Consider the following 5,892-nt stretch of genomic DNA (forward strand, 5'->3'; position numbering starts at 1 on the left):
GCACTAGCCCGTTTTTAAGCCCCTGCGCCGTCGCCGCCACCAGCGCCAGACGCGCCGCGCGAGTATCGGCAGGCACATCATCGCGCAACACCGGGCACTGGTCGTAGAACGCCGAGAATAGCTTCGCAAGCTGGAACGTCCACTCCGCAACGGTCGCAGGCAAGTACTTCTCACCCGCCTCGCGCACAGCATGTGGCATTCGCGCAAGCTGCTTGAGCAGCGCCTGCTCGGCGGGGTGTTTCAACCACCCCCCGGCTTCGCCGACCCCCTACGGCTTCGCGAAGGGGGTATTTGCTTTGCGCAAGATACTCTTGCAGCGGGCGTGGGCGTACTGCAAGTACATCGCCGTGTTTCCCGTGTCCGCGAGCATCTTGTCCCAGTCGAAGGTGATATTGCGATCCGGCCCCTGGAAAAGATCGGCGTAGATCACCGCCCCGACGCCTAGCGTCTCGGCAATCTCGCCAATCTCCGCCTCAGAAATCTCCGACCTGCCCTCGGTGACATTCTCGCGCATCTTGGCCACGGCACGCTCCACGGCCTCGTCCAGCACATCGTTGAGGAAAACCACATTTCCCTCGCGCATGGAGAAGCGCCCGCCGTTGGGCGGCGATACTTTCCCAAAGCTAATATGAATGCTCACATCGGCGATTTTTGGGTAGCCCATGCGCCGGACGATCTCAAAGACCTGCTGGAAGTGGAGCTTCTGCTCGGCACCGACCACGTAGACATTGCGTGCGGGAGCGTAGTTTTTGAGGCGATAGAGACACGTCGCCGCGTCACGCGTCTGGTAGAGCGTCCCACCGTCGGACTTTTGCAGCAGGCAGCTTGGCAGCTTATCGTCAAACTCCACAACCAGAGCGCCACCCGCATCCCGAACAGCGACGCCTTTTTCAACCGCTTCGGCCATCACCTCAGGCATCATAGACTCAAAGTAGCTCTCGCCGTGCTGGGTCGTAAAGCTCACTCCAAGCCGCTCGTAGGTGCCGCTAAACTCGGCCATCGTGATGTCAATCAGCCTCTGCCACGTCTCACGCGCCCACACATCGCCATCTTCCAGCTTCTTAAACCACTCCCGCGCCAAGTTCCGTAACGTGGCTTTCTCGCCGCACTTCATCGCCCTCACCATGGCATCACTCGCAACCCAGAGCTTGTTTTCCGACGTGTAGTTGTCGGTTTTGGTTTCCTTAGCTGGCTTCCACTCCACCTGTGCCGCGACACGCTCCTCAAGAACAAGAGCATTGTTAAACTGGGCATAAATATCAACGAGGCTCTGAACAGGATCAGGTGAGTTCCAGGGCGTGAGCTTCCAGAGATCAATGGCGGCCAGCAGCATTCCAAACTGGGTGCCCCAGTCGCCTAGGTGGTTGTCCGCGATCACATCGTAGCCAAGCGCCTCGAAGATTAACCGCAGGCTATGGCCAATCACGGTGGAGCGAAGGTGCCCGACGTGCATCTTTCGGGCGATATTAGGCGAGCTGTACTCGACGATCACTTTCTCACCCGCACCGACCGAGTGATCTTTACCAAACGCATCCCCGAGGCGCGTCACCTCGTCCAACACGGCAGCAGCGAGCACTTGTGGATTGACGGTGAAGTTGACAAAGCCACCAGCGGCCTCGACGGAAGCAAGTAGGCTGTTGTCCGACAGGCGCACGGCGGCGGCGAGCTTCTGGGCAAAGACGGGCGGCGCGTCCCCAGCCGCTTTGGCGGCGATAAAGACAGGGCAGGCAAGATCGGCAAGCTCTCTATTTTTCGGCTCCGCCAGCGCAATCTGCTCCGGCGCGATCAGGCCCGTGGCGACAAGTGCCGCGCTCGCCTGCTCCCGGAGCTGGTCAAAGACATAGTTCATGGCGATCAGTATATCGTATCAGCTTTTTCGGGCTTGATGCCATGCTTCAATCCCTAGGCGCAGAGCAGAGATAGCTTGTTCGACTGTCATTGGGGCGATAAACGGTTCAGGGCTTTCCCAGGTGAAGTAATTGCCTTTGACATAAATATACAGCGTTGGCGTGTAGTGAAACTGCCAGCTCTGTGAGACGTTTTGGGAAAGAAAGAAAGGTTAAAATAGTACTCCTGATCAGGAGCCTGTCGCTAAACTTGATGTACACTTTTATGGGGATAGTCCATATGCGCCTCCAAAAAGTCACACGACGTGAACTGGGCATCAAGGCAGGAGATACGACGATCCGGAAAGCCCTGATCGAGCAAGGCTTCTCTTCGCAGAAGCCGCAAGTGGAAGCCAGCCAGAAGAATCCTGCTCAGGTAAGCGGCTTCCGTAGTGGATGGCACGCGCTTAAAAAGGTGCAAAAGAGCGAGAGGCCAGCATCCTCTTCGTAGATGAATCCGGTTTCCATCTACTTCCGAGCGTCCTCAAAACCTGGGCGAGGAAGGGGCAAACTCCGCGAATCTGTACTCCCTGCAAGTACGACCATCTCTCGGTCGCGGGAGCGTCGAGGAGAGAGACGCGGTCAGTTGAATTCGATGCTGTCAATGACCCGCTGGAACTCCAATTCGAAATCGGGGCTGTAGTAATCGCTGGGTGCCACGATGGAGAACTGCCACCGCTTTCCGTTCTTGTCAAACTGGAACTTCCGGAATTGTTTCGTGGCGACGGAGTCGGACATCTCCTCGAAGTTCCAGGACTTTGTGGGGAGGTCCTGGAACTTCCGATCCGAGCTCAGGCTGATTCGGTGGTACTTTTTGCCGAACGCCTCTCGCTTGTCGTGATCCTGTGCGTCGAAGTCGCTCGGCGGGTTCTGGCTCAGTTTCATAGAGATCGGCGGGGTCTCGCTCTTGCGGATCGAGACGTAGACTTCCTGGCCGTCGCGACCGCTCTTCACGGTCCAGCCTTCGGGTGCACGAAACCGGACGCCCAACGAATCTGCGAGGTAGCGCGGCCAGTCGCCAGGATTTAGAGGAGTTCCGTCGGCATCTATCGTATTCTCCGGCTCGACCTTCTCTTTGGAACGCAGGCTAAACTCGCCCTTGCAGAGCGTCTTGCCGTCGCGGATGAGCCGCAGGACGTAGGTTCCAGGCTCCTCACTCTGGATCAGGGCGTCGGCGCGAGAAAGACTCTGGGAGAACTCCTTGTTCTCGGGGCCAGAGATCTCGACGTCCCAGCTGCGGAGGATCCGCTCGCCGCGCCCGTCCTTGAGGGTTAGCTTGGCCTCCAGCATCGTGGCGGAGAACGGCTCAGGCGAGGTCGCGACGTAGGCCAGGGAGTCTTTCGGCGCGAACAAATCGGTTCGCCCGGAGAGCTTCATGTGATCGACCGAGCGCCCAAAAACGATCTCTCCCGGCTCCGACGTACCCGGCGTCGGTGACGCGGAAGCTTCCGGGCTTGCCGTCGGCGCGGCAACAGGGGGCGAGGGAGCCAGATTGGGTTTCTTGCTCGCGCGGCTCATAGCAAAAACCAGTGCGCCGAGAAGAATCACAATCACGCAGAAAAGGCCGATTACCAGCGGAGATATCTGTTTGTTGGGAGGAGGTGGCGTCGTATTGCTGGGAGGGAGTGGTGTCATACTCATGGGTTCCCCCGATCAAACGAGAGGGAAGAGGCGCGAGCTGGAATCGAACCGGCGCATGAGGATTTTGCAGACCCTTGCCTTACCACTTGGCTACCGTGCCCCGGATAAACAATTGAGTAACAGGACTGTATCACGCCCGTACTGTATCACGCCCACGAACAGGTCAGCCAACTCTTCTTCTTCTTGGTGCGTGACAACCAACGGAACAGAAAAGTGGGTTAAGGGGTTTTGCCATCTACGGCACTCACAAAACGACCGTTTATTTGACTCTGTGGAGATGGGGAAGGGGCGAAAAACGCTCCAAAAAACGAGAGGCGCGCGAGCGGCCTATGCCTCCTCACACAGACCACTCACGCCCTCGAAATCTTTGTCGTTCGTAAAGCTTTAACCACTTTTCCGATCTGAGTTGGGTCTGAGCCATCCGAGCTTCGTTGCTCGGATGGCTTTGCTATGTGCCCGAAAACGAACGTATTCCCTCTACCCTGCCCTCAATCCGTAGGTGTGCCCAAGGCTCTACCCACCCATTGACTTGGAGATCGGGGAGTTGGACGCGGCGGCGGCGCATACGACGGAAGTGAATGGTTAGCTTCCACCCGGCTCGGTGCCGCTGCTGCTCCCGCGAAAACCACTTCCCCACTTTGACGGGAACATCGGTAACGACGTGCTGAATAGGATAAGTGGTTACCATTTCCAATACTCCCCCACTGAAGGGCTGGTTGGCCCATTCCAGCCAATCCTGGCACGCTTTTGCACTCACGGTCACGCAGTTATATTCTTTTCCTCTTCGTCAACCCAGGTCAACCAGTCGGATAGTTTGCAGGTTTTCTGATAGAGCCAAAAGCCCTGCGAAGTAAAATCGAGATCACCGCTTTCGGGCAAGTCTTCGGCAAGCGGAACCAGCCAACCCGCTTTCGTCCAACGCTCACGGCGCACTTCAGGCGTCTCTCGAACTACGGTTAGCCAGCCTTTGACAAGTATTCCCTCCAGAGCTGCACGGTAGGTATCCGCCGTTTCAACGATCCGTTCCGGGTTCCACTCAAACATTGCTTCAAGTTCACTCGCGACCCATTCTGCCATTTTGGGAAGTGGGCAGTAGTGTCCATAGTGCAGACAGGTCAACGCATCTTGTTCAAGCTTTGTCATAAAAGTAGGAGCTACTCAACGATGATCTGCGGCTCGCCTTCTTCCACACGGCCAATCACGGCTCTGGTTTCGACGCCGTGGCGGTGGAGGGCGAGCAGGAGGGCTCCTAGCTTACTGGGCGCGACAGCGATGCAGAGCCCTCCGGAGGTCTGGGGATCGAAGAAGACCTCGCGGTGGTCTTTATGAACCGAAGAATCAAACGTGACAAGCTCGGCGAGATACTCGGCGTTGCTGACCCCGCCCCCCGTCACAAAGCCTTCGGTGGCAAGCTCGCAGGCACGCGGGAGCATCGGAATGGCATCGTTTTCCAGCCGTAGACGAACCCCGCTCTGCCGCGCAATGTGCGAGAGATGCCCGAGCAAGCCAAAACCCGTGATGTCAGTAGCGGCAGAGATGCCCCCCCCGCCCCCAAGATTGGGGGAGCCAGTGTTAATCCCCACCTCGCGCATTGCCGTAGCGGCAGCAGCGTTGAGGGTCGCCATGCTCTCGACAGCAATTTGCATCGTTGACGAATCCAGCTTGTCGAACTTGGCGGCTGTCATCAGAATTCCGGTTCCCAGAGGCTTGGTAAGCACCAGAAGATCGCCGGGCCGCGCCCCCGCGTTGGTGGTGATCCGATCCGGGTGCACGGTACCCGTCACGGAGAGACCGAACTTGGGCTCGGGGTCGTCCACACTATGCCCCCCGGCAAGATGAACGCCCGCAAGCTTTAGCTGATCCGAGCCGCCGCGCAGAATATCGGCGAGCACCTCACCAGGTAGCTCTTTAATCGGGAAGCAGAGAATATTCATCGCCGTGAGCGGGACACCGCCCATTGCGTAGACATCGGAGAGCGCGTTGGCGGCGGCGATCCTCCCGAAGTCGTAGGGGTTGTCCACGATAGGCGTAAAGAAGTCCAGGGTCTGGATGAGCGCTAGCTCCGGGCTGAGCCGAATCACGCCCGCATCGTCAGATGTATCCAGCCCCACCAGAACGTCCGGGTGCTTCTCCTGCGGCAGACCCGCCAAAATTATCTTCAGAGCCGACGGCCCGATCTTGCTCGCTCAGCCAGCGCATCGCACCCGCGCCGTCAGTCGCTGCGCCGCAAGCTCGAGTTTATTAGGCTCTGTCGTGTTGCTCATAAATAATTATTCACCCCTCCGAAGATACCCCCATTTGAAGATAAGAGTCAATTAAAACATCTGTTTGCTTTTTCGCGGCATTATCGCTATAATCAGGATAG

General features: G+C 57.7%; 7 protein-coding genes and 1 tRNA gene. 1 reads left to right on the top strand and 7 read right to left on the bottom strand.

What is annotated here, in order from left to right; genetic code table 11:
* Together RMO15_RS21495 and argS are read right to left on the bottom strand one after the other, a co-directional pair.
* Window positions 1-244 (bottom strand): DALR anticodon-binding domain-containing protein (locus RMO15_RS21495; protein ID WP_309716943.1); only part of this gene is annotated, 244 nt, incomplete at its 3' end.
* A gap of 24 nt (window positions 245-268) precedes the next feature.
* The gene (gene argS / locus RMO15_RS21500) at window positions 269-1,849 is read right to left on the bottom strand and encodes an arginine--tRNA ligase (protein ID WP_309716946.1); all 1,581 of its coding nucleotides are present in this window, start codon (window positions 1,847-1,849) and stop codon (window positions 269-271) included.
* Between the two features lie 278 nt (window positions 1,850-2,127).
* On the opposite strand from argS, the gene RMO15_RS21505 reads away from it, so the two are divergent.
* A complete protein-coding gene (locus tag RMO15_RS21505; protein ID WP_309716949.1) occupies window positions 2,128-2,337 on the top strand; it encodes a winged helix-turn-helix domain-containing protein in 210 nt (69 codons plus the stop codon).
* A 131-nt stretch (window positions 2,338-2,468) separates the two neighbouring features.
* Here RMO15_RS21505 and RMO15_RS21510 read toward each other — a convergent pair whose 3' ends face one another.
* The 5 genes from RMO15_RS21510 to selD all read right to left on the bottom strand — a co-directional run bounded on the left by RMO15_RS21510 (window position 2,469) and on the right by selD (window position 5,791).
* The gene (locus RMO15_RS21510; protein ID WP_309716952.1) at window positions 2,469-3,521 is read right to left on the bottom strand and encodes a hypothetical protein; all 1,053 of its coding nucleotides are present in this window, start codon (window positions 3,519-3,521) and stop codon (window positions 2,469-2,471) included.
* A gap of 34 nt (window positions 3,522-3,555) precedes the next feature.
* Window positions 3,556-3,627, bottom strand: a tRNA-Cys gene (locus RMO15_RS21515).
* 348 nt (window positions 3,628-3,975) lie between these two features.
* Window positions 3,976-4,215, bottom strand: a complete 240-nt coding sequence (locus tag RMO15_RS21520) for a hypothetical protein (RefSeq protein WP_309716955.1) — start codon at window positions 4,213-4,215, stop codon at window positions 3,976-3,978.
* A gap of 71 nt (window positions 4,216-4,286) precedes the next feature.
* Window positions 4,287-4,670, bottom strand: a complete 384-nt coding sequence (locus RMO15_RS21525) for a hypothetical protein (RefSeq protein WP_309716959.1) — start codon at window positions 4,668-4,670, stop codon at window positions 4,287-4,289.
* Window positions 4,671-4,681: 11 nt separating this feature from the next.
* Window positions 4,682-5,791 carry a selenide, water dikinase SelD gene (gene selD, locus RMO15_RS21530; protein WP_309716962.1) on the bottom strand — a complete coding sequence of 370 codons (1,110 nt, stop codon included), beginning with the start codon at window positions 5,789-5,791 and terminating at the stop codon, window positions 4,682-4,684.
* Window positions 5,792-5,892: the final 101 nt, after the last annotated feature.

Source organism: Armatimonas sp. (assembly GCF_031410135.1).
Lineage (GTDB): Bacteria > Armatimonadota > Armatimonadia > Armatimonadales > Armatimonadaceae > Armatimonas.